18 protein-coding genes are annotated in these 23,927 nt (G+C 45.7%); 6 read left to right on the top strand and 12 right to left on the bottom strand.

What is annotated here, in order from left to right; translation table 11 throughout:
- Positions 1 to 58 precede the first annotated feature (58 nt).
- From trkA to HGH47_RS00285, 4 genes are all read left to right on the top strand, one after another.
- Positions 59 to 1,462 carry a Trk system potassium transporter TrkA gene (gene trkA / locus HGH47_RS00300; RefSeq protein WP_432909911.1) on the top strand — a complete coding sequence of 468 codons (1,404 nt, stop codon included), beginning with the start codon at positions 59 to 61 and terminating at the stop codon, positions 1,460 to 1,462.
- Positions 1,459 to 2,901: a TrkH family potassium uptake protein gene (locus HGH47_RS00295; protein ID WP_432909579.1), complete on the top strand. Its 1,443-nt coding sequence runs from the start codon at positions 1,459 to 1,461 to the stop codon at positions 2,899 to 2,901. The genes trkA and HGH47_RS00295 overlap by 4 nt, the downstream gene beginning before the upstream one ends.
- Positions 2,902 to 3,373: 472 nt before the next feature.
- Entirely contained in the window at positions 3,374 to 4,153 is a 780-nt protein-coding gene (locus HGH47_RS00290) for an MBL fold metallo-hydrolase (protein ID WP_253675485.1), read from the top strand.
- Between the two features lie 11 nt (positions 4,154 to 4,164).
- On the top strand, positions 4,165 to 5,022 hold the full coding sequence (locus HGH47_RS00285; RefSeq protein WP_212565258.1) for a methyl-accepting chemotaxis protein: 858 nt from the start codon (positions 4,165 to 4,167) through the stop codon (positions 5,020 to 5,022).
- A gap of 162 nt (positions 5,023 to 5,184) precedes the next feature.
- Here HGH47_RS00285 and HGH47_RS00280 read toward each other — a convergent pair whose 3' ends face one another.
- From HGH47_RS00280 to hisS, 5 genes are read right to left on the bottom strand one after another with little or no spacing between them, the layout of a single operon-like run.
- Positions 5,185 to 5,901, bottom strand: coding sequence for a hypothetical protein (locus HGH47_RS00280; protein ID WP_432909574.1), 717 nt, complete (start codon positions 5,899 to 5,901; stop codon positions 5,185 to 5,187).
- A gap of 18 nt (positions 5,902 to 5,919) precedes the next feature.
- A complete protein-coding gene (locus tag HGH47_RS00275; protein WP_212565259.1) occupies positions 5,920 to 6,591 on the bottom strand; it encodes a tetratricopeptide repeat protein in 672 nt (223 codons plus the stop codon).
- Between the two features lie 12 nt (positions 6,592 to 6,603).
- The gene (locus HGH47_RS00270; RefSeq protein ID WP_432909572.1) at positions 6,604 to 8,082 is read right to left on the bottom strand and encodes a sigma 54-interacting transcriptional regulator; all 1,479 of its coding nucleotides are present in this window, start codon (positions 8,080 to 8,082) and stop codon (positions 6,604 to 6,606) included.
- Positions 8,083 to 8,102: 20 nt separating this feature from the next.
- The gene (rpsA, locus tag HGH47_RS00265) at positions 8,103 to 10,508 is read right to left on the bottom strand and encodes a 30S ribosomal protein S1 (protein WP_212565261.1); all 2,406 of its coding nucleotides are present in this window, start codon (positions 10,506 to 10,508) and stop codon (positions 8,103 to 8,105) included.
- Positions 10,505 to 11,905, bottom strand: a complete 1,401-nt coding sequence (gene hisS / locus HGH47_RS00260) for a histidine--tRNA ligase (protein WP_212565262.1) — start codon at positions 11,903 to 11,905, stop codon at positions 10,505 to 10,507. Before hisS ends, rpsA begins: the two co-directional genes overlap by 4 nt.
- A 595-nt stretch (positions 11,906 to 12,500) precedes the next feature.
- Between hisS and HGH47_RS00255 the strand changes: the two genes are divergently transcribed.
- Positions 12,501 to 14,696: an immunoglobulin-like domain-containing protein gene (locus HGH47_RS00255; RefSeq protein ID WP_212565263.1), complete on the top strand. Its 2,196-nt coding sequence runs from the start codon at positions 12,501 to 12,503 to the stop codon at positions 14,694 to 14,696.
- Between the two features lie 172 nt (positions 14,697 to 14,868).
- Here HGH47_RS00255 and HGH47_RS00250 read toward each other — a convergent pair whose 3' ends face one another.
- The 7 genes from HGH47_RS00250 to HGH47_RS00220 form a co-directional block, all read right to left on the bottom strand.
- A complete protein-coding gene (locus HGH47_RS00250) occupies positions 14,869 to 15,924 on the bottom strand; it encodes a class I SAM-dependent methyltransferase (protein ID WP_212565264.1) in 1,056 nt (351 codons plus the stop codon).
- Positions 15,925 to 15,991: 67 nt separating this feature from the next.
- Entirely contained in the window at positions 15,992 to 16,639 is a 648-nt protein-coding gene (locus tag HGH47_RS00245; protein ID WP_212565265.1) for a redox-sensing transcriptional repressor Rex, read from the bottom strand.
- Between the two features lie 114 nt (positions 16,640 to 16,753).
- On the bottom strand, positions 16,754 to 17,464 hold the full coding sequence (locus tag HGH47_RS00240; protein ID WP_212565266.1) for a hypothetical protein: 711 nt from the start codon (positions 17,462 to 17,464) through the stop codon (positions 16,754 to 16,756).
- A 39-nt stretch (positions 17,465 to 17,503) separates the two neighbouring features.
- Complete coding sequence (locus HGH47_RS00235; RefSeq protein ID WP_212565267.1) at positions 17,504 to 19,183, bottom strand: DUF5312 family protein; 1,680 nt, start codon at positions 19,181 to 19,183, stop codon at positions 17,504 to 17,506.
- A gap of 17 nt (positions 19,184 to 19,200) precedes the next feature.
- A complete protein-coding gene (gene dusB, locus HGH47_RS00230) occupies positions 19,201 to 20,268 on the bottom strand; it encodes a tRNA dihydrouridine synthase DusB (protein WP_432909565.1) in 1,068 nt (355 codons plus the stop codon).
- Positions 20,265 to 21,038, bottom strand: coding sequence for a TatD family hydrolase (locus HGH47_RS00225; RefSeq protein WP_212565268.1), 774 nt, complete (start codon positions 21,036 to 21,038; stop codon positions 20,265 to 20,267). Before HGH47_RS00225 ends, dusB begins: the two co-directional genes overlap by 4 nt.
- Before the next feature lie 43 nt (positions 21,039 to 21,081).
- Positions 21,082 to 22,902, bottom strand: a complete 1,821-nt coding sequence (locus HGH47_RS00220; RefSeq protein WP_212566598.1) for a phosphoenolpyruvate carboxykinase (GTP) — start codon at positions 22,900 to 22,902, stop codon at positions 21,082 to 21,084.
- Between the two features lie 216 nt (positions 22,903 to 23,118).
- Between HGH47_RS00220 and HGH47_RS00215 the strand changes: the two genes are divergently transcribed.
- Positions 23,119 to 23,922 carry a MetQ/NlpA family ABC transporter substrate-binding protein gene (locus tag HGH47_RS00215; RefSeq protein ID WP_253675493.1) on the top strand — a complete coding sequence of 268 codons (804 nt, stop codon included), beginning with the start codon at positions 23,119 to 23,121 and terminating at the stop codon, positions 23,920 to 23,922.
- Positions 23,923 to 23,927: the final 5 nt, after the last annotated feature.

The raw sequence follows: 23,927 nt of genomic DNA, 5'->3' as shown, positions 1-23,927 counted from the left end.
CATTCCCCATCAATGTGCCCCTGTCCATGCCGATGCTTTTGTGTTAGTATGGCTGGCAATGACTGTCATTATTATTGGCGCAGGCGTAACAGGGGTTGAGCTTGCCCGAAGATTAATCGCAAAAAAGCACAATGTGGTTCTTATCGAACAAAATCAAGAAACCGCCCGCCATGCCGCAAACCGTTTAGACTGTATCGTAACGGAAGCGAGCGGCAACGATCCGAAAGTGTTAACCGAAGCCGCAATCCAGCGGGCAGACGCGCTGGTTACCCTTACCGACAGCGACGAACTGAATATGATTATCTGCGGTGTTGCAGAATCTCTTGCCCCCAAGGTGCTGAAAATTGCCCGCGTAAGAAACGAAAACTATGTCGCGTCGCTGAACACCGGAAAAGACCGTACGCTGGGTATCGATTTTTTGGTGCATCCCGACCAAGAAGCGGCGCTTGCCATCATCAATGCGGTTGAGCATGGCGCTGTCAGTGATATTATCGCCTTTGAAAATTCTCCGTATCAGCTCACCTGTTTTACCATCGGTGCAGGAAGCAAGCTTGACGGAGTTACACTGCAAAATATTCGCACTGTTGCTATCGATAGTCCTTTCGTCGTCGTTGCCGTAGAGGATGAGAATAAGACCGTTATCCCTTCAGGCGGGACAGTGCTTCATGCCGGCATGCGGATTTCGATTTTGACATTACCGAATTATATCGAGCGGTTTTATGCGCTTGCGGGATTCACGGTAAAACCTATCAAAAAGATTGCACTGGTCGGTATCGGGAAGGTTGGCAAGCGGGTTGCAGCGAGCCTTATCGAAAAGCATTCGTTTGGTATGTTCAAACGTCTGTTCGGCCTCCGTTCAAAGCCTCGCTGGGAAGTTGCCATTATCGATAAAGACAGCGCCCTTGCAAAACAAGCCGCGGCGGAGTATCCCGAAGCGCGCATCTACAGCGGAGATGTTACCGATGAGGCATTTATAGAAGAGATTGCGCTTAATTCCTTCGATCTCGTTATCAATGCAACGCAAAATTATGAATTGAACATGATTACTTCCGCGTATCTTAAAACACTCGGCATCCCCAAAACCATTGCGCTTGTGCAAAGCTCCGTGATGTCGAACGTGGCATATAAAATCGGTGTGGATGTTGCAATTCCGTTAAAGGACGTTACGGTTGACGTTATTATGAGCCATCTGGGCGGTAAACACCTTACCCGTATCCATACGATGGGCGCGGGCGAGCTCGAGATAGTCGAAGTCATTATTTCCGATCAGTCGGAATCGGTAGAGAAAAGTCTGAAAGATATTGCGATGCCCGGCGTGTTCCTGATTCTGCTCATTACGAACGAAACAGGCTGCCGTATCCCCGATGGTAATACTGTCCTTGAAGCGGATGATAAACTCGCCATTATCGTACAAGTTGCACAAAGCGACGAAGTTATTAAGTATTTTGCCGGTAAAAAATGAAATTTTTCCAATGTTTAACCATCATCTTTATGATTCTTTCGATTGTTGCCGGAAGTTTTTTGATTCCGGTTTCCGTTGCTGTTTATATGCATGAATGGAACATGCTGTCGGCATTTTTTATACCGATGGCAGTTTTGTGGACAATAACACTTCTTCTATTTATCAAGACGAAGCGGCAACCGATCCGGCTTACCGTGCGAGAGGGAATCCTTTTGGTGAGTTCCGCGTGGCTTGGCGCCGGTTTATTGGGCGCGGTTCCGTTCATGCTTTCGGGATTTGTGCCGCACTTTAGCGATGCGTTTTTTGAATCGGTTTCCGGATTTACGACCACCGGCGCAAGCGCCTTACAGAATATCGAAAGCTACCCGATGGCGCTGCGCGTATGGCGTACGCAAATGCACTGGCTTGGCGGTATGGGGATTGTTGCGTTAACCGTAGCGTTGTTCCCGCTGCTCGGCGTCGGCGGTTTTCAGCTGATAAAAAGTGAGACAAGCGGCCCGGACAAGGGAAAGGTTACTGCAAAGATCACCCATACGGCAAAAGCGCTCTGGTTTATTTACTTGGGGATGACGGTTTTGCAAATTATCCTCTTATGTATTGCAGGAATGCCGTTTTTAGAAGCAATGTGCCATAGTTTTTCTACGCTCGGAACCGGAGGCTTTTCAACCCAAAACACCAGTATCGGCTATTATAACTCGGCAGCTATTGAAATTATCTGTACGGTGTTTATGTTTTTGGCAGGCGTGAATTTCAGCCTCTACTTTCACCTTTTTACCGGAAAACCCGAAGAATTTTTTAGAAATTCCGAATTGCGGGCGTATATCCGTATCGCTTTTTGTGCAGGAGTCGGTGTGGCGTTAGTGCTTGTGCCGATTTACGGCATAGCAGCCGCTTTTCGTCACAGCTTTTTTCATGTTGCGTCGATTATGACAACCACCGGATTTTCTACGGTGAATTACTGCGCATGGCCTGCGTTTGCCCAAGCGCTCCTCTTTTTACTGATGTTTGTCGGCGGGTGTTCCGGTTCAACGGCAGGCGGTATCAAAGTTATTCGCTGGGTTATTTTACGTAAGCAGGCCTTGAACGAAATGCAGCGGCTTTTGCATCCGCACGGCGTGTTCAGCATCCAACTGAATCGCCGCCCGGGACGGAAAGACGTGGTATACAGCGTTGCAGGTTTTATATTTGTCTATTTTGTGTGTCTGTTGGTAACATTTTTAGCGGCAGCCTTGACCGGCGCAGACATCCTTACCGGCATAGCAGCTGCGCTTACGTTGGTCGGCAATATCGGCGCTGCATTCGGAAGAATCGGCAGCGGTGGAGATTTTTCATTCTTTCCGCATTGGGCAAAGGTTCTGTTTTCTTTTTCTATGTTGGCAGGCCGCTTGGAGCTTTATACCATCGTTATCTTATGCGTACCCGCCTTTTGGCGCCGGTAAACAGCTAAACAAGCCGGCAGGCTTCCGGTTTTAAAAAGTACGGAGAGATTGAAATAGTATCGTCTTACGGGGACTAAGATTCTCGCTATTTGTCAGCATCTTTTAAAAGGCTTCAGAGCAAACGCATCAGATTTCTTGGTGCATTGCCCGCAGAATACAGAGGCTGTTCAACCAGAGTTGAATCGCTCTGCGATTCAAATGGTCTCACAGCCTTTGTATTCTGCGATATTGCTTCTATTCATCTGATGCGTTTGCCTCTTTTAGAATAAAGTGCGTGAAATTTTGGATAAAATTTCACGCAGAAGGAAGGAAATGCATCAGACGTTTTTATACCCCCACAGAATAATAGAGGCTGTTCAGCCTTTTCTTTTTGAAATTAGGAATCATCCGCGGCTTGTCTATTATCGAATTTATGGATATACTACCCGTGTATGTTAAATGCAGTCTTTAAATGCGAGGTAGTAGAAAAATAATGATATCTGATACAAATGCACGTGTGCAAGGCAAGATTCTTTACGAGGATGAAAATCATAAGTTTATCTGGCTGGGCGGTGAAACAAAATACCGGAAAGGGGCCGTACAGACCATGCAGTATCTAATCATCGATAACGGCCGTGGGATTTTACTGGATCCGGGCGGGGTACATCTTTTTTCTCAGGTAGTAACTGCTGTCAGTAGATTTATATCGGTAGATAAAATCGACATTATCTTTTTTTCTCATCAAGACCCTGACGTTTCTTCGGGTATCGCCCTGTGGCTGGGTATTACGCAGGCACAGATTTATATTTCGTCCCTTTGGCTCCGTTTTATGCCTCATTTCGGTATTGTGGATGTTTCGCGTATGACCGGTATCCCCGATAAGGGTATGAGCATTTCCTTGCCTTCCGGCAATAAGCTACGCTGTGTGCCTTCCCACTTTATGCATTCGCCGGGGCACTTTTCACTTTTTGACGAATGTTCTCGTATTTTGTTCAGCGGTGATATCGGCGCTGCCGTATTTGAAAAAGAGGAAGATGAAACACTTTTTATCGATGACTTTCAAAAGCATATCCCGTTGATTGAAGGCTTTCATGTCAGGTATATGGCTGCTAATAAGGTTGTTAAGCGCTGGGTTGAAGTAGTACGGCTATTGAACCCTTCTATTATTGCGCCGCAACACGGAGCCGTTTATACTGATGATAAGGTAGAGCTTTTCTTAAATTGGCTTTCGAATCTGCAATGCGGTATTGATTATCTTGATCGATTATTTTAAGGAACAGTTCTATGGTAGATGAACAGGCAGCCATTGAAAATTTCTCCGATTTAGTAGATAAAATTGTTGTTAAATACAATAAAGGCGTCGTATTAGACTATGTAACGCAGCATTCGTTTCAAATTATCAAAAGTTCAATGGAACAGCTGGAAGAACGATTTGAAACTATTATTTCAATATTTGAAGAAATTCAAAAAGAGAGTAGCTCTTCTGCTACGAATGCAATTCGTGTCGACGATTTGTTGGATGCGGCGCTCGGCGGAAGAAAAGTGCTGCAAAAAGAAATTCATAATCGACTTGATGAAATTGATGAAGCGGCAACCACAGCACAAACAACAGCAGCCTCATTCGAAACGCTCAAAGAACATACCGGCGAAGTTAAAGCGATGGTTTCCGATATTCAAGATATTTCGATAAAAACCGGTATTCTGGCTATTAATGCTTCAATTGAAGCCGCTCATGCAGGTAAGGCTGGCGACGGTTTTAGAATTATCGCCAATGAGGTACGAAATCTTTCAACCCAAACCGGCACCTTTGCGAAAATGATTGAGACAAAAATGGCTGAATTGCAGTCATCGGTAAACGATATCAATAATAATATGTCGCTTTTTATTTCGCTGTTTTCAAAGTTTCAAAAATCTTTTACCGGTATTCTTGCCAATTATGATAAAAATTCGGAAACCTTGGATGCGGCAGGCTGTTCGTTGGCGGAAATATCCTCTTCGATTAAAGAACAAGATACCAGTATCCACGAAGGTTTTAACTCGCTGAAAGCGATCAATGAGTTCTTAAAAGAAACGAGCACTATATTGGAAGTAGTACAAACCAGTCATCGACATTTGGGTTCATTATTGCAGAAAAAAGAATAGCCGAAAGAATTTCCGCTTCATTTTTCAAAAATTCTATTTTTGCAGATAGAAGAGTAACAGGGTTTGAAACGACAGCCCCCCGCGACAATGTCTCCATTTGTGTTCCGAACTTTTCAATATATGTCTGCTCAAATATCATCGCTTGGTTTTCTGCGAGTGTTATCAGGTTTTCTTTATGAGAATATATCCTAGATATCCCAATTCACTGTGAAGTGTACTAAACGTTGTTGTATATCCATAGCTGGCGGCATAAAAGTTCACACACCAGTATTCTTCTGTTCCGCCCGATACGGACGCCGGTTGTACATCGTTATCGCCTACAGCGATATTGTCTTTCTTAAAGGTACGTTTAGTAGGAGATATTCTGTCATCCCTCTGTGGAATTCCCTTTGAAACTGAGTTTACGATAAGCTGAGCCGGATCGGTAACAGGTGTACCGTAGTCTTGTAAACGGAAGCGGACAGAAGCATCGGAAGGATATGTTGTAATTAACGGGCGGGTAGAGATTTGATTTGTCATTAAGCGATAGTATTTTTTTGTATTTTCCAAATACTCTACTGCTGTAAACGGGTTGTCACTATTATACCGGTCGATTTGGCTTCTATCATTTTCGCAGTCATTCTTCCGTTCATAAATACGATAGTAAATTTCGGTTCCCTTAATATATCCTGCGGCTCCCGTTGCATTTGCAGTATCAGCGGTATTGAATTCACAATACCGCTGACTTAAATCTTCAAGATTACTGGGATCATGCTCTGAACGCTGCGGTTTTTCAAGATAGATTAAATTCGGAATACCACAGGTTGTTATAAACAGGCTGCAGAAGCAACAAAAAAGAAAAGTATATCGCTGGTATAAAAGTTGCAACAGCCGCATCATCCCCAACAGTATTTTCCTCTATTGAATGGAAAGAGCAATAATCCGCGATTTTGCGAGCAATGCCCAATCGTTATCGGGATACAACTCCGTAAGTTTTGTATATGCTTCAATTGCTTTATCCGAATGAGCGAGGCTTTCTTCAAGTCGCCCAATGTTAAACAATGCCCGCGGTTTAAGCGGAAAGTCGTCATAAGAGCCTGACAAGGTATACAGTTCCAACGCTTTATCGTGTTGCTGTAATTCGTCGGCACAGGCTGCCGCATTAAAATAAGCGATACCGGCAGTATAAGATTTTTGCTGCGCCTCTCCTGCCTTTTGGTAAAAGGTGAGCGCTTTTTCCCAATCCTTGCGGAGTACATAGATTTCGCCGAGCGTTGTATAGGCTCTAAATGCAGCATAGCTACGACCGTTTGCTGCAGCTTGCTTTTCAAGTTTTTCGGCAAGCGCATCTTCCTTAGCTGTCATATCTTCGGCGTTTTTATTTCGTAAATCCATCCATTCGGAGATTATTGTCTCCGTTTCTATAGATGCTTTTTTTGCTGCGCGTGCAGTGAGCGATGATGCAATCAAAGCGATTGCGACAACAGCACAAATTGCTCCCAGTATAATGACGATCGGTTTCCGATGCCGAGTTAAAAATTGCCCACAGCGTTCTGAAAAAGAAAGCGTTTGATCATTTTGTTCTGCCATATATGTCTCCCGTTAATTTTTTATGTTTAGTTCTTTCATCAATCGTGAAAGATATGTTCTTTGAATTTTGAGTATTGAAGCCGCCGCCGTTTGATTACCGCCGGTTTTCTCCAGTACTGTTTTGATATATGTCCGTTTGAATACGTCTGTCGCGGATTTAAGACCGTCGATTTCTCCGGTCGATACCGCTGTAGCAGAGCGGGGAAATAAATATTCAGCGGTAACGAGCGGCGGGCATCCGTTTAAGCATCCGTATTCTACGCTGTTTTTTAGTTCCCGTATATTCTCCTTCCATTCCGCTTGCTGCAATGCCTCTTGAGCATCTGCCGAAAAACCGGTAAACGGTTTCCGCATTTCCTGTGCTGCCTGATGCAAAAAAAACTGCGCGAGTGCGCCAATATCTTCTTTGCGCTGCCGTAACGGCGGTATATACAGCGGCAGTACATTTAATTTTCCGTACAGCTCCGATAGGAAGTCTCCTTCGCGGGTTAAGCGTTCGATGTCGCGGGATGTTGAGGCTATTAACCGTATGTTTCCGCCGCTTTGCTCAAGCTGTAAAATCTTGTCCAAAAGCCTCTTTTGCAGTGAAAGCGGAATGACCGCCGCCTCATCAAGGAACAAGGTACCGCCTTCGGCTTGTTTAAAACAGCTTTCATCTGAGCCATCGATAACGGCCGTATCATCCGCAGCAGCGCCGAATAAGCGGTGGGCAAGCAACTGGTCTGACGGCTCAGTACAATTCACACGAATAAAGGGATGATCTGCACGGCAGCTGTGAATATGCAGCTGCTTTGCAACTGACGCTTTTCCTACTCCATTTTCACCTATAATAAGTATCGGTATATCGGACGATGCAAGCTGCTTACAGAGCTCAAATTTCTCTCGCATTACCGGACTGGACGCTATAAAAGGCTTTTTTTCCGTTGCGTATTCTGTTATTTGCTCCCTGTGTTTTACAGCATCCGCATAGAAACGGTATGCACACGAAGTACGGTAAACCGGTGCGGCATATCCCGCTACAAGGCTCAATAACGAAAGGTCGGATTCTAAAAAATTTCCTCCGTCTCTTTTATTCACTGCTTCAAGAACACCGATACGAGTATCCTCTATACACAGCGGTACTGCGATAAATCCCGACGCCGCATAGGGAGTTCCATCCATACCGTTGGATGTAAAGCGACTTTCTGCATCGGGGGTATTCATTCTTAACGGTTCGTTTTGTCGTAACACCCATGCCGCTGCTGCCGGTAATTCTTTTTTTGCGTCAAAGCAATAAAAAGTATCATCACATATATACGCAACCGTTTGAGCTTTTTGTAACGTTTCGTCCGTTAAAAAAAGAGAAGCAGCGGTACTGCCCACTGCTTGCATACTCGAACGGAGAATAATTTCGAGCAATACATCCCCCGAAGCCGAAGCGCCATCGGTGAACAAGGGAGTATTGATGAGAGCAGCTATTTTTTCGGGTAAAATATGACCTAAAATATACATACGCTGCTCTCACAGCAAAACTATTCCGATGCTTTATTCTTCATGAGATCACCCAACGTAAAGGCACCCTCGCCGTCTTCCTGTTTTGTAGACATATAGCGGGAAAGCTCTTCCTGTTGGAGACGTTTCTTATAGTCGCGTATTGAAAAAGCCGTTTTCTTATCCTTAACGTTGACATCAAGAACAGCCGCCTTTACCTTATCGCCGACAGCATATTTCTTTAATACTTCGTCGGGATTATCTTCGCGGTTTTCTACGAGGTTTTGCTTGTGGATAAGACCTTCGATGCCGCCGGGAACTTTTACGAATATTCCAAAGTCGGTTACCGAAGTAACTTCACCTTCAACGAGTGAGCCGGGCTTATATGCTTCCGCGAAGGTCTTCCACGGATCATCGCTTAATTGCTTTACGCCGAGGCGGACTCGGTGCTCTGCCGGATTGCATTCGATAACGATGACTTCAAGTGTTTGACCTGCTTCAAGTTCGCTGTTCGGATGGCGTACCCGTTTTGTCCACGAAAGATCGTCAACATGCAAGAAGCCGTCGATTCCTTCTTCAAGCTCGATAAATGCACCGGCATTGGTCAGTTTAACTACTTTACGGGTTAAGCGGGTGCCGACGGGATAGCGTTCGTCGATATTATCCCACGGATTTGCCGTTACCTGTTTTAAGCCGAGCGAAACACGCCCTGCCTGAATATCATAGCCGAGGATCATACATTCGACTTCATCGCCGATTTTAACCATATCGCTCGGTTTGCTCACCTTTTTCACCCAGCTGAATTCGCTGATGTGTACAAGACCTTCGATACCTTCGGATAATTCTACAAAGGCGCCGAAGTCGGTAATCTTTGTAACATGACCCTTTACGATATCGTTCACTTGGAATTTATCTTCAAATTCAAGCCACGGATCGGGAGTAAAATGCTTTAATGAAAGATTGATGCGCTTTTCGGCCGGATCAAGTCTGATAACTTTCAAATCGATTTCTTGACCTTTTTTCACAAAATCTTTCGGTCGGGTAACATGTCCCCAGCTCATATCATTGATATGGAGCAAGCCGTCGAAGCCGCCGAGATCGATAAAAGCGCCGAAGCTGGTAAAACTTTTTACCGTTCCTTTTACAACGTCACCGATGTTGGTATTTTCAAAAAACGCTTCACGGTTTTTTTCCAGCGTATCTTCAAGATATTTTCTTCTATTAACTACAATATTGTCTCTGTTTCCCTTGCGGTCAAAGACCATCTTTTCAATATAGAAAGTTCCCTTTTCGCCTAACAGGGATTCAGGTTTATCCACTTTCTGCGCGGCAGCCTGACTGATCGGCAGGAATGCAATCATATTTGCGCCAAGCTCAACATCGTATCCGCTTTTGTTCACAAGCTTCTTGATGACGCCCGTTACCGGAGTTTTATCCCGGTACGCATTTTGTAGTTTCTTGCGTAAAACGGTTCGGTCTGCTTTCTGCTTGGAAATAATCAGCTTACCGTCCGTTGCTTCGGTTTTTTCGATATATACCTGTACGGTATCACCGATCTGAGGCTCTTCGGTAAATTCTTCGCGTGCAACACGCCCTTCCGATTTACCGCCAACGTCAATAAAAACCGAATCATCGGTTATCGCAATAATACGGCCTTCTTTTAATGTTCCGACTTCAGGAGATTCAAAATTTAAATACTCCTCTGGTAATTGTGTTTGGATGCTCTGATCGGAATTTATAACCGCATCCATTGCCACTTCCTTTTGTTCCATAAATAACCCTTTATCGTGTATTTTGTCTTTTATTTTCTCACAAACCTGCATTATCGTCAAGTCCGATGTATCCAAATAGAAAGCATCTTGCGCAATTTTTAAACTGCCCTCTTTTTTATTCCGGTCGATAGCATCCCGCTCTTCAATGCTTTTCCGTATTTCGGCTTCCGAGAGATTGCTGGTGCCTTGCCCAAAGCGGCGCCGTGCGCGTGCCTCTGCGGAAGCGTCGAGGTACACCTTGCATTCGGCATCGGGGAATACCACGGTGGTCATATCCCTGCCTTCGCAGACGATGTTCAATTTTGCTGCAGCGGCTCGAATCTTTTCGTTGATGAGATGCCGAATGGGAACAATCGCAGAGAGAGCTGCGACAACTGATTCCACAGCATCGCTGCGGAGATATGCTTCCACGCAGCGACCGTCTAAATACATTCCGTCCCGCTTATATTCAAGTGATACGGTTTTTGCAAAGTCCGTCCACTTTGTTTCATTTCCCAAATCCGGTTTTTCCGCGCCGGTGCCGCTTTCATCCCCACCTAATGAACGAAGCACTGCGAGGGTGAGCGCACGGTAAAAGCTGCCGGTGTTCATAAAGGTAAAGCCGAAATCAGCTGCAAGCATCTTTGCAACGGTGCTTTTTCCCGAGCCTGCAGGACCGTCTATCGCAATAATCATTTTTTACCGCCTTTCAAAGATGCCGAAACATCTTTCAATAATAGCTTGGTTTCCGTTCTGCTCGGCAGGTGTTTCAGACGCACCGGCATTTCGGCACAGTTCTGCGATACCGGAGAAACAGTGGCTCCGCTTGACAGGCAATTCTCACAGGCGCTGTCAGGCAACTTGACCTCGCCGGTGCTTTCGGAAGTAGATTCAATAAAAAGCCCCCATTCGATGCCTTTCTTTTCTGCATAGCCGTATTGCTGCTGTATTTTCTTAGGTTCGGGGAACACTTCTACGCGGCATCCGTATTGTTCCAGATACCTCGCCGCGGCGCTATTCCGGCGGATGGAGTTGCCTTTCTCGTAAAACACGATTGCATCGATAAAACCGGCTGCTTTGGAGCCGATGCCGAGCTGCTCCAATCCTGCGAGGAGACGGTCGAGCCCGATCGAAGCGCCGACCCCGCTCACCGTATCCTTCATATAAAGCCCCGTTAGATTGTCGTAGCGGCCGCCGGAGCAAACAGAGCCGAGCTGCGGAAGGTCGGTTAAAAAGGTTTCGTACACAATGCCGGTGTAATAATCAAGACCGCGTGTAATGGAGGGGTCAAGCACAAAGCTTTCCGCAATGCCCGCATCGCAGAGGAGCTGATATACGTCCCGCAGCCGGACGGTATCGGTGGCGGCGCCTCCTGCAAGCGCTTCTATGTGCGCAAGGATTGTTTCAAAATCGGCGCTTGCCGGACAGCCGCTGCTGTATTGTACGATCTTTTCAGCCTTTTCCGCTCCGGCAATTTCCGCGAGTTGTTCGATCACTGCTTCTTTGCCGATTTTTGCTAGCTTGTCGACAATGCGGAGAATGTCTTCGCTTTTATCCTTTAACTCCAGTCTGTCCAAAAACCGGTTGAAGATGCCGCGGTGCGAAATATGAATACGGAAGTTTGTTACGCCGAGCGCTCTAAGGGCGTTATACATGACTTTCAAAATTTCAAAATCGGTATAGGCACAGTCCGACCCGACACTGTCAAAATCACATTGGATAAACTCGCGGTAACGCCCCGCCTGCGGTTTTTCGCCGCGCCAGACTTTTGCAATATGATATCGTTTAAATGGAAAATATAATTCGTTATAGTGCTCCGCAATAAAGCGGGCAAAGGGAACGGTCAAGTCAAAACGGAGCGCAATGTCTCGTCCGCCGTTATCGTTAAAACGGAATACTTGCTTTTCGGTTTCTCCGTTGCTTTTGCGCAACAGCACTTCCGAATATTCCAAAGCAGGGGTGTCGATGGGCACAAACCCCGCATTTCTAAATACATTGGTAACGGTTTCAATTAAAAGAGAGCGCTGTATTTCGTCGCGCGGTAAAAAATCTCTAAATCCTTTAAGAACTTTCGGTTGTATCAATTCACTCATTTTTTCAGTATAGCGAAACTTTACGGTTAATACTACCCGCTATCATTGTAACTTCATTGATTTAGACAAAAATTAGTTTCTCCGGTAAATCGCAAGAGTGTCCTTGTATTCTCTCCTCTTTGCGTCTATAATAGCACCATGCAAAGCCGAATTGTAGGATTATCTCGTTATCACTTTTCTCGGAAAAGCCGCAAAGCACTTGACACGTGCAAAATTTCCGGCACAATTCAGCACTCAGCACTCAGCACTCAGCACTCAGCACTCAGCACTCAGCATAATGTAGCATCCGATAACTTTCTCACTCAAAAGCGGATAGACCTTCCGCTGTATTCTACGCCGCTTCCCTGTGCGCTCAAAAAACATACTTCTGCAAAAAACAATTCCATATACCAGCGCTCGTTTACCGTTTTTTCAAGCGGCGACCGGCTGCAATGCCGTCATTTTTCCGCACTATCCCTATTTGCTCATAGCAAGAGCTTGGTCGGCAGATTTTCAAGAGTACCTCATAATGAAGTATGGGGCTGTCCAAAAACTAACCGCTTTTTGAGGCATCCCCATCGTCCGTATATAAAATTATCAAAATAAGGAAAATCCTATGAATCATGATGATGCAAAGAAATGTGTACGTCCTTTTATGAGGATGTTCTCTATCTGTATTGCGCTCATTGCAGCGGTAATGATTTTCGGTTGTAATCAGAATGTCGGCAACGAAAGCAAAACGCCGGTTGTGCAGTACAAAGTAACACTCGAAAAGACCGCCGGGGGTAATGTAACGGTAACACCTGCCATGCCTGACAGCGGCATGGTAGATAAGAACACTGAGCTTACCTTTACCGCAACGACAGCCTCCGGCTATGAGGTAGAAACATGGACAGTTTCTCCAAACACTGCGCTAAAAACAGGCGGTACTGCAGGAAGTTTAAGCGCAACAGTAACAATTACCACAGATACAACGGTGAAAGTAACCTTCAAACATTCAGAAACACTGCCGCCCAAGCACACCGTAACGTTTGACGTAGACGGCGGGAACGGCAGGCTGAGCGCAACGCTTGACGGGGCAGCCTTTACCGGCAACAAAGTGGAACAAGGGAAAACCGTTGAATTTACCGCATCGCCTTTTTTCGACTATACCGTTGATAGGTGGAGCATCGACGGCGACGTCTTTGAAAAAGGTACCGGCGCTGCAGGAAGCCGAACAGCAAGAGTAAAAATTACCGCTGACATAACGGTAAAAGTGAAGTTTAAACCTACCATAACGGATCAAGAAAAGGTTGAGAAAGCAGCAGAGAGTTTAAAACTCTATTTTCCAAATGGCGATACTGCAGATAGCATAACTTCTAATCAGCTAAATCTTCCGCTGCATGGACTGCACCGCACTCAGATCAGCTGGGAGTCAAGCAATGAAGCCATAATCAAAGTACAGGAAGGTTCCATTACCCGCCCCGAAGAGGACACTCCGGTAACATTGACGGCAACCATTACAAGCGGCGCCGTTTGCGCACCAAAGTCTTTCCCCGTCACCGTGCGCGGAACAAATCAAGAAGCGGTAAGCCGTGCCGCAGAACGAGTGATAAAACAGATTTCTCCAGTGGTGACGAAAGATATGTCCTCTATTACGCTACCCATTAAAGAAACGGTTTCTATTGAGAAGAGCGCCAATTCTTTTATTGAAGTTGAGGTTGATATCGAATGGAAAGCAGAACCGACAGACATTATCGCAGTTCCGGCTGGTACGGTTAAACCGCATGAAACGGAAACAAAGACAGTAACATTGACTGCAACCGCAAAAAAAGGAAGAGTCCAAGCCACAAAAACCGTTACGGTAACCGTCTATCCTAAAAACAACGAGCCAAATATTCAGGATGTTTTAAACGACATTGTCAACACGCTACCGACTGCAATAGATACCGATATTTCGCTGCCTCAGTCTCCTGCCGGGTATAAACTTACATGGGTATCTCCTAACGACAGCATACTAAAGATTTCCGAAAATAGCGGACATATTGAGACATGGGATTTGGTTTACCGGACGCTAGAATTAACTGCAACACTGAAAAAAAACGGTGGCAGTAAAACGGCAGAGCAAAAGAAGACGGTTACAATAAATGCTCGGAAGAGATTTACAATAGGTAATGACGGCGGAACTTATGAATTTGAAGGCGATAAGCTGACATTGCGTCATAGTAACGGTGAACCTGCTGCCGTATACCACGTGAACATTGATGGCAATGCCAAAACTATAACGGCAACACTTGAACGTCTGAGTTATCAAAATAATAACCTTATAACACCTGAAGAAGTTGCGAAACTTGTTTTCACAGAAAAAGAGACAATGCCTAATATGTGGCTGCCCATCCTTGAATTACAGCAAAAAGATTTAGTTACGTTGAAAGATATCCAAGCTATCCACCGGCAATTTGTCCCAGGGTCCATTACAAATAAAGATATATTTGAGGTCTTTGTTAAACTTCCGCTTTCTTCAGATATGTCTTATAAAGATATGTCTTATGAAGAGTTTTTGAAAAAAGCTCCGAAAGAACAGAGTGAATTGATTAAGAAAGCATTAAAATTAGGGCAAAATAGCATATACAAAGAGCTGGGGTTACCCGAAAACACTCCGCTTACAGAATTTATAGCAGAACTAAAATCATCCATAAAAAAGGATGTAGATGCTTGCCTTAAAAGAGCCAAAGAAGCGCATACATATCAGTATCGCATTGAAAGAGATAAACTTACCGTTTCTGAGAAGTCTTCCGGAAAGCCTATCCCATTCTTATGGGAGAAATTTTAATACCGCGCAAGGCTGTCCAAAAAAACTCGATACTATATAGAACCACTGACATCCTGTCAGAGACGCGATGGGGATGTCTCAAAAGTTGGTTACTTTTTCGACATCCCCTCGCAGTCAAAACTATACACGGATGTATAGTTTTGACGATGCGCCGTAGACGGTATGGATATTTTCAAAAGGTTGTACTACGGTTTATCTTCCAAAGGCGATGAATCCTTTTATTGCGAAAATCTTCCGGTATCGACTGTGCGCTGATGTCCCGCACGGTAAAGAGCGTATTATGATAAACAAACTTATTCTCTCCCGTACTGCCGAGTTGATTATCCGAAAGCGCCGCTGTGTTAAAACGCAGTGTTCGTGAATTGGTCGAAAAGTATAAAACGCCGTCCGCCGACAATACCTTACAGCAGCTGCGGATTAAATCCTGCCAATGCCGGTTCACATCGAAGAATTGAGGCGCCCGCTTTGAATTGGAAAATGTCGGCGGGTCGCAGATGATAATATCCCAGCGCTCTTTCCGTTTTGCGGACTGCTCCAGAAAGAGGCGGACATCGCTTTGCACAAACCGACAGCGCTCAGAATCAGCGACGCCGTTCAGCTGAGCATTTTCTGCCGCCCATTGCAAATAGTTTTTCGACAAGTCAACCGAACAAACCCGCCGCGCTCCGTTTACCAGCGCATGAACGGAAAAAGAAGCAGTATAGCAGAAGAGATTCAGCACCGACTTACCGGCGGCGCTTTCGGCAATTGCAAGCCGAGCCGGTCGATGATCAAGGAACAAACCGGTATCGAGGTAATCGGATAGATTGACCAAGAACCGGCACTTACCTTCCCGCATAATGATCCGCTTGCCGCTGTCGGCAATCTTTTCATATTGAGCTTCACCTCGCTGCCGCTTCCGGCATTTTTCGTATACTTGCGCTGCAGGAATTTGCAAAGCATCGCATACCGCTTCCGTCAACTCCGAAAGAGAAGCGGTCGTTTTCCCTTCTTTATTGCTATCATTATTATACGGAGACCGTTCATATTCGGTAAGCACAGCGAACAACGCTCCGGTTGTATCTTCAATATAGAGATCGACGGCAACGGGAATTTCGGGGATGTCTTTATCATACAGCCGATAGGCAAAGATGCCCAATCGCCGTGCATATTTTTTTAAATGTTTATATCGTTTTACAAGGCGGTTATAAAAAAGCGCCGCCTGTCGAGAATATTCGGAAGGATTCATAGCGGTTTTACTACGAGGATTTAACACTTGTATTTCTTAAAGCCCCGTATTTAGAATAAGGCGATTGTTATTCGCTCGCCTGCTGAATACGGGTATTCATCATAACGCCTAAAAGCGCATAGCCTGAGGTAAGATCTTCCCGCTGAACGAGCACGTGATCAGGCACTTTAATTTTTACATTTGTAAAATTCCAGATTGCATCAATTCCCGCTGCTACCAGTTGGTCGGCAATATCTTGTGCACTGGGCGACGGCGCTGTCAAAATTGCCAACGCAGGATGCAAAGCGTTAATCTGTTCCGCCAATTCATTCATTGCGAAAATCGGAATACCATGAATTTTTTTGCCGATCTTTTTTTTGTCACTATCGAAAGCCGCGCAAATTTCTAATCCGTGGTCTCTAAATCCCTGATATCCGGTAAGCGCGGTTCCAAGGTTCCCCGCTCCGATAAGAATGGCCCTTTGCAACGTATCCCAACGGAGAAAATGTTCGATAGCGGCAATGAGTTCATCAACCGGATAGCCCTTTTTCGGCTTACCGATAATACCGGTAATAGCCAAATCCTTACGCACTTGAATGGGCTCAAGGTGCAACTCTTCAGCAATAACGGTACCGGAAATATACGGAAATCCATCCGCTTGAGCTTGTTTTACTATATGTAAATAGGACGGCAATCTTCTGATTGACGGCACTGCAGGTATCTTTAACTTTTTCATTCGAATCACCTTACTTATCAAAACTCAAGGATTATTAAGCTTCTAACCCTCTAACGTATTTTTTTATGATATAAGTAAAATAATGAAAGGTCAAGCAGTAATAATAATTGCGTTTCAGAAGACTTCGTAGGGAATAACTTCCTTAACATACAAATAGACGGTCAGTTCAGCCGTGAACTTTCCGCCCGAAACATAAAGCCGCGGGTTATCTTTTATCAGCATTTCTCCGCTGACGGACTTGGGCTTGTTTTTAATATTTTTTCTTAGATACCCCCGAACGGCGGCAAGCGCCGCGTCCCGATAAGCCTGCCGCACTCCGTCTATTTCCATCTTGCGAGCTGCCTTGCCGGAACCTTTAGCAGTAACATAATTGATGCGTATCCACTCCGTTCTGTGTAAAGCGATTGCATCGGTAACGCGGTATTCCGCCCAACAGTATAGATATGGGTATTGCGGGCGAAGCTCCGTAACGGATAAGCGGGTGTCATTCGAAGGGATGGTCTGGAGCGACGTTAATTCAAACTCTTCCGCAACACGTCTCCGTTTATCGAACGGCGTATAAGAAAACCGCCAGCCGTAAGTCATCCCTTCCATTACCGTTTTTGATAATTCGATAAGCGCTTGCCGAGGAGGCAGCCGCGTGCCCTGTGTGTCGTTATCCATGACGCCCGGCTGAGATTCAAGGAAAACCCATACCGGTGCACGGATAATAAGAGCGTCGCTTGTTCCCGAACCGGAATAGCTGTCAGCATATAAGAAAGAAGCGGCGCAGAGCAAAAAGGAAAAAAAAGATATCTTATGGAATATCGCGGTTTTGAATATCATAACAAGCTTGATAATTTCCTCATTTTTATCGGCGCAACACTACTTCTGCGCAGGTTTTACCGTAGGCTCCGTGCTCGGTACGGCAGCAGGAATAGGCGCAGTGGGTTTTCCTTTTTCGATGGAACCGAATACTGCATAGTTTTTCATTATTTCGAGGAACATGGCAAAGATGTGTCGATCCTGTTCCAACCGGGTGAAGGATTCTTTATTTTTAGAGCTAACGGCAAGCGCTTTTATGTTTGTAATCAGTTCGGAAGTGGGAGCTTTTATATCCTCCAGTAGGTGCTCGGTAAAAATATACAGATCGGAATATGCTTTGCTTCCGGTTTGAACGATAGCCTTTGCCTGCATATTTGCAATATCAACGATTTTCTGCAGCTGTTTTTTCATATCTTTACCTTTTTCAATCTCTGCAATATAGCCTTGAATCTCAAGGAGATTGCATTGACCTTTCGGTTTAAAAAGCTGTTCAAAATTATTTATTTTACCTAACAGCATTTCGCAGGAACGATAAATTGCCGCATATTGTCCTTCAATCTGTTTGTTCACAAAAAAACCTTCAATCAGCAGCGATTTTAAAAAAGTTTTGTAGTGCGTTTCAAAATACATTTCAGTAAACGCTTTTAACAATTGCATCGGTCTCACCCAATCAAAAGAAATAGGGGAAAGATTTTGAATCGCATCATTGACTACATCATTATATCCATCCAACGGTTTCAACTGAGCGCTACCAAAACATTTTTCTATTAATCCGGTAATATTGTTTTCTTTGGAGATTTTTAAAAGGCGTTTTGAATCCGCTTGAAACTTTTCGCTGCTCCGATCAATATATTCCTGCAGAGGTTTTGATTCGGAAACGGTTATTTTTTCTTTAAAATTGGGATCTTCCTTAATCAATTTCAACATTATCGGTATTGTTGTTCTCTTCAGCTGATTTGCAAGAAGATTTTCGACCGTATTCAGCGTTTTTTCCAGTTTTGCGCCTGTTTCATCGGTAAAATTTCCCAAACTCCGCGCCAGAAAAATAACGTCGTTGATCGTCGTCTGTGTAATAGCAACATGCCGTACGATAAATTGGAAATCCAGCAAATTCTTTATTACATCACCGGCAAATACTTCTTCAAAATTATCCTGAGAAATCGATGACGGTGCTGCTGCATTGAGCTGCAAGTTATTGTTAAATTGACTGAGGAAAGATGCGTAGTCAAAATCGCACAGATCAGAAAGAAAAAAGAGTTTGATCAATTCTTGTTCGCGTGTTTTAAACGCAGGTGTATGAAAAAGGCGGACAAAGTTTTTAAAACTGTGTATTTGTTCTTGCAATGTGTGTTCCGTTTCCTGATAGTTTTTACACTTTGATAAAATGAGGCTCCGCGCTTGAAAGGTAAAACTTCGATGCTGTTTTACCTGCTCTTCCGACAGGATCGCTTCAAAAAAAAGCGCTTGATATTTTTCGGCCGCACGTATATCAGGGGAATTAACCGTCTTGTCCAGAATAGCTTTAACCGGCTGCAAAAAATGGTACAGCTGATACAACAGCGAACCGAACGCCGGAAGCAGTATTTTACCGCTATGGTATAACGGCGGATTGAGTTTTTTGAGTTCTGCTGCATAGCCTTTAAGCTGCCGTTTTTTTTGATACTCCGGCGATGAGGAAAAAAAGAGTCCTTCAAAAAAATCTTTGATTGCCGTAATGATTGCATTGATAAAATCAAACATACCAGTCCTTACCTTATTTATCGGTCTGCGGCTGCACCGCTTACAAAGTAGTTCTCTAAAATCCTTTCATAGTCTTGTATGGAACTTGCCTGCACCAGCTGCTCACGGAGTTTTGCGCCTCCTGCAATTCCCTTGGTATAAGCGGCAAACCGCTTACGCATCTCGCGGCAGGCTACATGCTCCCCTACTTCTTCGCACAGCAGCATGAGTTCTTTTTTTGCCGTCCCGATTTTATCCGCGGGCGTTATTTTGGAATAGGTACCGGTTTGTAACAATTCTCGTGTTTGCCGAAAGATGAAAGGATTGCCCATAGCTCCGCGCGCAAACATGACGCCTGCACATTTAGTCGAAGAAAGCATATCGTACGCAGCCTGCGGACTGAACAAATCGCCTGAACCGAATACGGGAATACGACCCCGCATCATCTGAACCAGCTGCGCCAAAATATCCCAATCTGCTGTTCCGCTGTAGCACTGCGCACAGGTACGGGGATGAATGGTCAACGCAACGGCGCCTGCATCAACGGCTGCCGCGGCGGCTTCCTTCCAAGTAAGCTCGGCTTGCGACCATCCGGAGCGTATCTTTACCGTTACGGGGACGGCGGTACGCTTCACCGCTTCCGTTTTGCCGACTGCCTCCGTAACCGCTTTAACCACCGCGTAGAGCTTTTCCGGCTTCCGCATCAATGCAGAGCCGGCCCCCGTTTTAGTGATTTTCGGCATAGGGCAGCCGGCGTTAATATCGATACACTCGGGGTGATACCGTTCAATGATGCGCACCGCCGTTTCCGCCATGAAGTCGGGATTGGCGCCGAATATCTGTACCGCATACCGCCGCTCGTTATGCGTACGGGCGATAAGCTTTTCCGTTTTTACCGAATTGCGGACGTATGCCTCCGACGAGACCATTTCAGTATAGGTAAAATCCGCGCCCCAATCAACACAAATAGACCGAAAACTCCTGTCGGAATACCCCGCAACCGGCGCTAAAAAAATATTTCCGGGAAGTGTTACACTCCCTATCGATACCGGCCGATACAGCCCGCTTTCGGTTCCGCAGGTTTCTATTGCACTCAATTCGTTCATTCCGGCAAGTTGAATGCTTTACAGCTGTTCTTCCACAGTTGAGCCGCTAAAGTTTCCATGTCCATCTTTAAAAGCCTCGCCATAAACTCAACCGTAGCAACGGTATTTGCCGGCATATTACGCTCCTTCCGGTACGGCGCAGGCGGTATAAACGGACTTTCGGACTCAACCAATATGCGGTCAAGCGGCAGCACACGTACCGTTTCGTGCAAGTTACGGGCATTCCGATATGTCAGATTACCCGCAAACGAGAAATAGAGCGGTAGTTTAAGCGCGAGCTGCGCAAATTCGGCATCTTCGGAATAGCAATGCAAAATACCGCCTGCTTCGGGTATCCGATCGGACAGGATATTCAACACATCCTTTCCCGCATTCCGGTTATGGATAACGACCGGCTTTTTCGCTTTTGCCGCTATCTCCAACTGCGTAATAAACAGCTCAATCTGCGAGCGCTGATCCCCGTACTTTTTGTAGTAATCGAGTCCGGTTTCCCCGACGGCAATAACGCCGGGCAATTGAAGGCCTTTTTCAACTTGAACAGCCCAATCTTTACCCGGAGCCGTTACCTCCGACGGAGACACGCCGATGGCATGGTACACCGACTGATCGGTTTTGAGCGTTTCATATACCGAATAGAAATCATGCAGGCTATTGCAAATACTGAGAATCCTGACAACGGAAGCCCGTTTTGCTTCTTGAATAGCGCGTAACTGCGCAAGAGGATCGTCATACAGCAATCCGATATGAGCATGAGTATCAAAAATTTGCATCGCGGTTCCTCCTTTGTGCGGCAGTTTTACAAAATAGGTACGATTAGCCGAGCCGTTTTTCCAGCGTATTCAGTGCTTCGGTAAGCTCTTTGGGCAGTTTATTGCCGAATTTAGGATAGTGATTTTCGCGGATATCCGCAATTTCTTTCTTCCAGCCTTCAGCATCTACCGAAAGGATTTCCTTCATCTGTTCCTTCGACACGTTCAGTCCTTCGGTATTGATCGCACCGTCTTTAGGCATCCAACCGATAGCGGTTTCTACGGCATTGTCTTTGCCGTCGCAGCGGTCGAATATCCATGCGAGCACGCGGCTGTTTTCTCCGTAGCCGGGCCAGATAAAGTTGCCGTCAGAATCTTTGCGGAACCAGTTGACGTAGAAAATCTTGGGCAATTTGTCCGCCGTCGATTTTTTACCGATGTTGATCCAGTGTTGGAAGTAGTCGCCCATGTTGTACCCGCAGAAGGGGAGCATGGCGAACGGATCGCGGCGGATACTGCCGACTTTTAAATCGAGCGCTGCGGCGGTAATTTCGGAACCGACAATGGATCCGAGGAATACGCCGTGGTTCCAATCGCGGGATTGATGTACCAGCGGAATGGTGCTGGGGCGACGGCCGCCGAACAAGAATGCGGAAATCGGCACTCCTTTGGGGTCTTCCCATTCGTTTGCAATCGCCGGACATTGCTTGGCAGGCGCGGTAAAACGGGCATTCGGATGCGCAAATTCTTCGCCTTTCGGGCTTTTATCCGTCGGGAGCGCATCGCGGGTGTTACCCTTCCAGTCCACGAGCTTGCCCTTCGCAGGGTATCCGATCTGCTCCCACCATATATCGCCGTCTTCCGTCAAGGCGCAGTTGGTAAAGATGGTATTTTCTTTTATCGATTCCATTGCGTTCTTGTTGGATTGGTCGGAAGTGCCCGGCGCTACGCCGAAAAAGCCCGCTTCGGGGTTAATGGCATACAGGCGACCGTCCTTGCCGAACTTCATCCATGCAATGTCGTCTCCAACGGTTTCAACCTTCCATCCGGGGATGGTGGGAATAAGCATTGCGAGGTTCGTTTTACCGCATGCGGAGGGGAAGGCTCCGGTAATATACTTTGATTTTCCTTCGGGATTGGTTATTTTTAAGATGAGCATGTGCTCGGCAAGCCAGCCTTCATCCCGCGCCAGCACGGAAGCGATACGCAGTGCAAAGCATTTTTTACCCAACAAGGCATTCCCGCCGTAACCGGAGCCATACGACCAGACCAGCCGCTCTTCCGGAAAGTGAGAAATATATTTGTGTTCCAGCGGAGCGCAGGGCCATACGCCGTTATCGGTTTTGCCCGCTTCAAGCGGCTTTCCGACCGAGTGCAGGCAGGGAACAAATGCGCCGTCGGAACCAAGCGCATCGAGTACCTTTGTGCCGACCCGTGTCATAATATACATATTGCAGACAACGTATTCGGAGTCGGTAATTTCGATACCGATTTTTGCAATATCGGAGCCGACGGGTCCCATCGAAAAGGGGATAACATAGAGGGTTCGCCCTTTCATGCACCCTTTATACAGAGCGCTCATCGTTTTTTTGAGTTCAACGGGGTCAGTCCAGTGATTTGTGGGGCCGGCATCCTCTTCTTTTTTTGAAGCGATAAATGTTCTGCTTTCCACACGCGCAACATCGGAAGGATCCGAGCGGAATAAAAAACTGTTCTTTCGTTTTTTTACGGGCGTTGCCAGTTTTACATCAACCAATTTTTTCATCAACCGGTCGTACTCGGCTGCCGAACCGTCACACACATAGACGCTATCCGGCGTACACAACGCCGCCACCTCATCAACCCATTGACGTGCTTTTACATGCTTGAGCGTATCTATTGTCATCGTTTTCCTCCAATACTTAACACATTCGGTTATAATTGAGTTTATATTTATATTATAGATGATAATCGAAATATCGGGTTTCTGCAACATTTTTCTCTCTTTGCACAGCTCTTTTTAACAACAGCAGTTTTTACTGCTTAACTTTCTATCGCCCTAGACAGAGCTTAAAGATATATAGTAATCTACCGGTCATTCCAATTGAAAGGAGATTTGCCCATGAAAAAACTACTTACATTCCTGTTTGGTGCAGTTTTTTGCGCAAGTTTATCGATTTCCTGTGCAAAAAAAGAAAACAGCCAAAATATTTTGACTGTCGCTGCAAGTCCGGAACCTCATAAAGCGCTCTTAGAGCTTGTAACGGAGGACCTTGCAAAGGAAAATATTACGCTCAAGGTTACCGAGTTTACCGACTATGTAACCCCCAACGATGCGGTTGAAACGGGCGAACAATTCGCAAACTTTTTCCAGCATGTTCCCTATATGGACAGCTTCAACAAAGAACACGGCTACCATCTGGTTAGTGTAGGAACCGTTCATATTGAGCCGCTTGCGCTGTATTCAAAAAAATACGGAAACCTCTCAGAATTTAAAAGCGGCGATACCATTGCCATCCCGAATGATCCGACAAACGAAGCCCGTGCGCTTCTATTGCTTGAATCCGCTCATATTATCACCTTGCGCGGGGATGCAGGCTTAGCGGCTACTCCGCAAGATATTACCAAAAATCCCTACAGCTTACAGTTTAAGGAAATTGAAGCGGCCACACTTCCACGCGTGCTTGCAGATGTTGAAGGCGCCGTCATCAACGGAAACTATGCTATTCCTGCGGGGCTTTCCGCCGCAAAGGACGGCTTGCTTGTTGAAGGAAAAGATTCTCCCTATGCAAACGTCATTTCGGTTAAACAGGGAAACGAGAACGACCCGCGCATCAAAGCATTGATAAAAGCGCTGCAAAGCGATAAAGTACGTAAGTATATTATGGAAAAATATCCTAACGGTGAGGTTGTTCCGGCATTCTAGGAATG

It is taken from the genome of Treponema sp. OMZ 805, assembly GCF_050937395.1.
Classification (GTDB): Bacteria; Spirochaetota; Spirochaetia; order Treponematales; family Treponemataceae; genus Treponema.
This window is presented reverse-complemented; position numbering and strand designations above follow the sequence as displayed.

Bases quoted from the DNA above. Each gene is read 5' to 3' on its own strand.
- HGH47_RS00290 (WP_253675485.1), top strand. From the start codon at position 3,374: ATGATATCTGATACAAATGCACGTGTGCAAGGCAAGATTCTTTACGAG.
- HGH47_RS00280 (WP_432909574.1), bottom strand. From the start codon at position 5,901: ATGATGCGGCTGTTGCAACTTTTATACCAGCGATATACTTTTCTTTTT.
- HGH47_RS00255 (WP_212565263.1), top strand. From the start codon at position 12,501: ATGAATCATGATGATGCAAAGAAATGTGTACGTCCTTTTATGAGGATG.
- HGH47_RS00245 (WP_212565265.1), bottom strand. From the start codon at position 16,639: ATGAAAAAGTTAAAGATACCTGCAGTGCCGTCAATCAGAAGATTGCCG.
- trkA (WP_432909911.1), top strand. From the start codon at position 59: ATGACTGTCATTATTATTGGCGCAGGCGTAACAGGGGTTGAGCTTGCC.
- HGH47_RS00240 (WP_212565266.1), bottom strand. From the start codon at position 17,464: ATGATATTCAAAACCGCGATATTCCATAAGATATCTTTTTTTTCCTTT.
- HGH47_RS00275 (WP_212565259.1), bottom strand. From the start codon at position 6,591: ATGGCAGAACAAAATGATCAAACGCTTTCTTTTTCAGAACGCTGTGGG.
- HGH47_RS00250 (WP_212565264.1), bottom strand. From the start codon at position 15,924: ATGAATCCTTCCGAATATTCTCGACAGGCGGCGCTTTTTTATAACCGC.
- HGH47_RS00295 (WP_432909579.1), top strand. From the start codon at position 1,459: ATGAAATTTTTCCAATGTTTAACCATCATCTTTATGATTCTTTCGATT.
- HGH47_RS00220 (WP_212566598.1), bottom strand. From the start codon at position 22,902: ATGACAATAGATACGCTCAAGCATGTAAAAGCACGTCAATGGGTTGAT.
- rpsA (WP_212565261.1), bottom strand. From the start codon at position 10,508: ATGATTATTGCGATAGACGGTCCTGCAGGCTCGGGAAAAAGCACCGTT.
- dusB (WP_432909565.1), bottom strand. From the start codon at position 20,268: ATGAACGAATTGAGTGCAATAGAAACCTGCGGAACCGAAAGCGGGCTG.
- HGH47_RS00225 (WP_212565268.1), bottom strand. From the start codon at position 21,038: ATGCAAATTTTTGATACTCATGCTCATATCGGATTGCTGTATGACGAT.
- HGH47_RS00270 (WP_432909572.1), bottom strand. From the start codon at position 8,082: ATGTATATTTTAGGTCATATTTTACCCGAAAAAATAGCTGCTCTCATC.
- HGH47_RS00285 (WP_212565258.1), top strand. From the start codon at position 4,165: ATGGTAGATGAACAGGCAGCCATTGAAAATTTCTCCGATTTAGTAGAT.
- HGH47_RS00215 (WP_253675493.1), top strand. From the start codon at position 23,119: ATGAAAAAACTACTTACATTCCTGTTTGGTGCAGTTTTTTGCGCAAGT.
- hisS (WP_212565262.1), bottom strand. From the start codon at position 11,905: ATGAGTGAATTGATACAACCGAAAGTTCTTAAAGGATTTAGAGATTTT.
- HGH47_RS00235 (WP_212565267.1), bottom strand. From the start codon at position 19,183: ATGTTTGATTTTATCAATGCAATCATTACGGCAATCAAAGATTTTTTT.